This is a genomic window from Moorena sp. SIO4A5, assembly GCF_010672005.1.
Classification (GTDB): domain Bacteria; phylum Cyanobacteriota; class Cyanobacteriia; order Cyanobacteriales; family Coleofasciculaceae; genus Moorena.
On the sequence record NZ_JAAHHZ010000471.1, the window covers coordinates 1 to 3,754 of the forward strand.

The following is a 3,754-nucleotide window of genomic DNA, read 5'->3' on the forward strand; positions in this document are numbered from 1 at the left end:
TGAAGGAAACACCGGCATTATCGTGATTGCGGCTACTAACCGTGCGGATGTGCTAGATACAGCTCTGTTACGTCCCGGACGCTTTGACCGCCAGGTGATGGTAGATCCCCCAGACCTGAAAGGGCGGATTAAGGTTTTGGAAGTCCATGCTCGGGATAAAAAACTGGCTTCAGAAATTTCCATCGAAGTGATCGCAAGACGGACTCCTGGATTCACTGGTGCTGATTTATCCAACCTGCTCAATGAAGCCGCTATCCTGACTGCTCGCCGTCGCAAAGAAGCGATTACCATGCTGGAAATCAATGATGCGGTTGACCGGGTAGTGGCTGGGATGGAAGGTACTCCCCTGGTAGATAGCAAGAACAAGCGATTGATTGCTTATCATGAAGTTGGTCACGCTATTATTGGTACCCTAGTAAAGGATCACGACCCTGTACAGAAAGTTACCCTGATTCCCCGAGGACAAGCTCAAGGTCTAACCTGGTTTACTCCTAGTGAAGAGCAAGGTTTAATTACCAGAGCTCAGCTTTTGGCTCGGATTACTGGAGCTTTAGGGGGTCGAGCTGCGGAAGAAGAAGTATTCGGTCATGCTGAAGTCACTACTGGTGCCGGTGGTGATTTGCAGCAATTGACTGGGATCGCACGGCAAATGGTAACTCGCTACGGCATGAGTGACTTAGGTTCTCTGTCCTTAGAAAGCCAAGAGGGAGAAGTCTTTCTCGGTGCGGGATTAATGTCTAGGGCAGAGTACTCTGAAGAGGTTGCTGCTCGCATTGATCAGCAAGTTCGTCAAATTGTAGAACATTGCCATCAAGAAGCACGAGAGATCATTCGAGATAATCGAGATGCGGTTGACCGATTGGTGGATCTGTTGATTGAAAAGGAAACTATTGAAGGTGAGGAGTTCCGTCAAATTGTGGCTGAGTACACTGATGTGCCTGAGAAGCCACAGTATGTACCTCAGTTATAAGGGCTTGTTGACTGTTGAAGGTTGAAGGTTTAAGGTTTAAGGTTGAAGGTTTAAGGTTTAAGGTTTAAGGTTTAAGGTTGAGGGTTTATAGCAATTCTCTATGCCATGAGGTACAAAGGGATCCCCCTAAATCCCCCTTATCAAGGGGGACTTTGAGGTTGAAAAGCGTACCTCATAAATTCTAGAAACGCTATAAGTAAATGTGGCGTAGGGTGCGTGATAAGACGGGCTTGCCCTGATTTTCGGCGTTGCTGAATAATGGCATGATTTTAAGAGTTTTTAGGTGCCCTTGACCTTGGCGAATTAAATTCGCCACGGGTCGCACCTGTAGAATGGGCATCTTGCGTGGAAGCGATGCAGCGCGGTCTTGGGGGTTCCCCCCATGAGCGACTGCATCAAGACACTGGCATCTTGCCAGTTTCCTGCTTATGTTCGCGCGGGGAGGATGCCCACTAATCTCCTATTCATTACTTGACTGACGCAACCCCTGGATTCTCGTTATTTTAACGACTAATTCCATAGAAATGATCCAAGGATGTGATTTGAAGAATCACATCCTTGGATCATTTCTATGAAGATCAATGGTTATGGAAGAGAAATAAAATCAGCGTACCAATTAAACCCTCTGAGAATTAGACCTGTCAAACCCTTGAAACTTTCCAATTACTGTAGAAATTAACCATTAGTTAAATTGATAAGCGTGATCGTTTTAAAAAAACGATTTTGAGACGCTTACAGTGATTGAGTTTCAGCCTCAGAGTAAGTTTATGTACACTTGCTATTCATGCTCTGACAGGGGGACGACTCTCAAACAAAATAGGCAACGGTAGCGCTTGAGCTAAGAGGATATCTGAAAAGTTTTTTATACTGAATTTTGCCCCCCTAACCCCCCAACTTTGGGGGGAACAAGAGTCAATTTGCTTGTAAAAGTCCCCCAGAATTGGGGGATTTAGGGGGCTTGGATGTAGCAAATGAGACTTCTCAGACAACCTCTAACACTTATAGTTTGACCTGTCTGAGTAGTTTTAGGCTCGCAACGACTAAGGTCACCAACAAATACCTGCTGTGATACAGCTGATTTTGTATAATTTCCTGGTATGTTTTAGCTATCATTTTTGGTAGATAGGTCAGAGTTACTATATTTGACCTATCTTTTTTTTTATTCCTCTGCTGTATCCCTTGCTAAACAAGGGCTATAACCGCTATTTCTCCTAGTCAGTTTACTTCTTTTTTTCACCAAAAGCAATAAAGGTGAAAGGAGCACGTTTTAAATCCCCGTCTTCATTAGTAGTGTAGCAGTCAAAACTAGACACTGAAACATTAGATACTGAAACAGACAGGTTAGGCACGCTATATGTATTATTCTCATCCACATAAACTGAAGCGACTACTCCAGGCTTTTCGCCAAATTGTTTATCAGGATTAAATGTTATTGTGTAACACCCTGGATCACCTTTTGTAACAGTGAAGCCTTCACCCCACATTTTGCCGTTTTGATCAACACCACCGTAGATATGCTCGTGGTCATCACCAGAAACAGATTTAAAAGTTGCCATAACTAACTCCTGTGAGATTGACTGTTTACAAAGGGATTGTAGGAAAAAAGAAGTGATTACATTCTTTGGTTCCCCTACAGATAACTATCTTAGGATTTTTCACAGTTTTGAATCTCATAAAACTCATATAAAAGCTCATATAAAAGCTCATATAAAACCTCATACTACTTATCTCAAACCTCATACTACTTATCTCAAACCTCATAAAAGCTCATATAAAAGCTCATATAAAACCTCATACTACTTATCTCAAACCTCATACTACTCATCTCAAACCTCATAAAGTTCATATAAAACCTCATAAAACTCATATCAAACCTCATAAACCTCATCTCAAACCCTACATTCCCGTTCCTACTCAATCTCCCATAAGATTGTTGCAACAATTTGAGCGCTAATCACATTACCGTCAATTTGTCAAATCCTAAGTCCTCATACCTGCTGAAAGCCCGATAAAAAAAAATGACGGACTTCAGCAGGTAAACCCGTCAGCTACAACCCTCATGGTTGAGGGATTTTTTTCAAGGGCAAGACCTGTTTAGCCCCATATTTCACCCGAGCTGAAGCGAGGACGATTTTCCCCATCCAAATGCCAATACCTATACCAAAGGGAACAGGGAACAGGGAGTAGGGAGTAGCGATGCAGCGCGGTCTTGGGAAGGCAGCGCGGTCTTGGGGGTTCCCCCCATGAGCGACTGCCGTGGTTTCCCCCATGAGCGACTGCATCAAGACGGGAGTAGGGAAAAGAGAACAAAAATTCTCACAATTCATTTATGATTGGTATACTATGCTTTCCCGGCTTGTTCACAAGTCGGGGATTGTTGTAATTTTGTTCATTTTCCGCAACCCCGACTCCCGACTCCCGACTCCCGACTCCCGACTCCCGACTCCCGACTCCCGACTCCCGACTCCCGACTCCCGACTCCCTGCTTCCTGCTCCCTGCTCCCTAAAACCCAGATATTTGTACCTCACAAGTCGTAGAATTGCTATATCTAATCCAAATATGGTAAGACTACTTGAAACTTTGTTCCCACGCCAACTTCGCTGTCCAGGTTAATCTTACCCCGATGCAATTCAACACATTTTTTAGCAATAGCCAAACCTAATCCTGTTCCTTTTATAGCACCAACATTAGTGGCTCGATAGAAAGAGTCAAACACTCGTTGCTTTTCTTTTGCTGGAATACCAATCCCTGAATCCCGAATAGTTAAAATAGCTTCTTCTGGC

Annotated in this window: 4 protein-coding genes and 1 pseudogene; 2 read left to right on the plus strand and 3 right to left on the minus strand. The window is 43.8% G+C overall.

From position 1 onward, the window contains the following. Positions 1-970 (plus strand): annotated as a pseudogene (ftsH2, locus tag F6K57_RS39410) (ATP-dependent zinc metalloprotease FtsH2); the annotation flags it as partial. Positions 971-2,190: 1,220 nt separating this feature from the next. Here the strand turns inward: ftsH2 and F6K57_RS39415 are convergent. Together F6K57_RS39415 and F6K57_RS39420 are read right to left on the minus strand one after the other, a co-directional pair. Then, positions 2,191-2,526, minus strand: coding sequence for a hypothetical protein (locus tag F6K57_RS39415; RefSeq protein WP_293074184.1), 336 nt, complete (start codon positions 2,524-2,526; stop codon positions 2,191-2,193). A gap of 501 nt (positions 2,527-3,027) precedes the next feature. Next, complete coding sequence (locus tag F6K57_RS39420) at positions 3,028-3,297, minus strand: hypothetical protein (protein ID WP_293074187.1); 270 nt, start codon at positions 3,295-3,297, stop codon at positions 3,028-3,030. Between the two features lie 16 nt (positions 3,298-3,313). Here F6K57_RS39420 and F6K57_RS39425 point away from each other — a divergent pair, with 16 nt between their 5' ends. Then, on the plus strand, positions 3,314-3,508 hold the full coding sequence (locus F6K57_RS39425) for a hypothetical protein (RefSeq protein ID WP_293074190.1): 195 nt from the start codon (positions 3,314-3,316) through the stop codon (positions 3,506-3,508). Positions 3,509-3,519: 11 nt separating this feature from the next. Here the strand turns inward: F6K57_RS39425 and F6K57_RS39430 are convergent. Further along, positions 3,520-3,754 (minus strand): sensor histidine kinase (locus tag F6K57_RS39430; RefSeq protein WP_293074193.1); only part of this gene is annotated, 235 nt, incomplete at its 5' end.

Excerpts from the sequence above, each read along its gene's own strand:
- F6K57_RS39415 (WP_293074184.1), bottom strand. The coding sequence starts at position 2,526 with ATGGCAACTTTTAAATCTGTTTCTGGTGATGACCACGAGCATATCTAC.
- F6K57_RS39420 (WP_293074187.1), bottom strand. The coding sequence starts at position 3,297 with ATGAATTGTGAGAATTTTTGTTCTCTTTTCCCTACTCCCGTCTTGATG.
- F6K57_RS39425 (WP_293074190.1), top strand. The coding sequence starts at position 3,314 with ATGCTTTCCCGGCTTGTTCACAAGTCGGGGATTGTTGTAATTTTGTTC.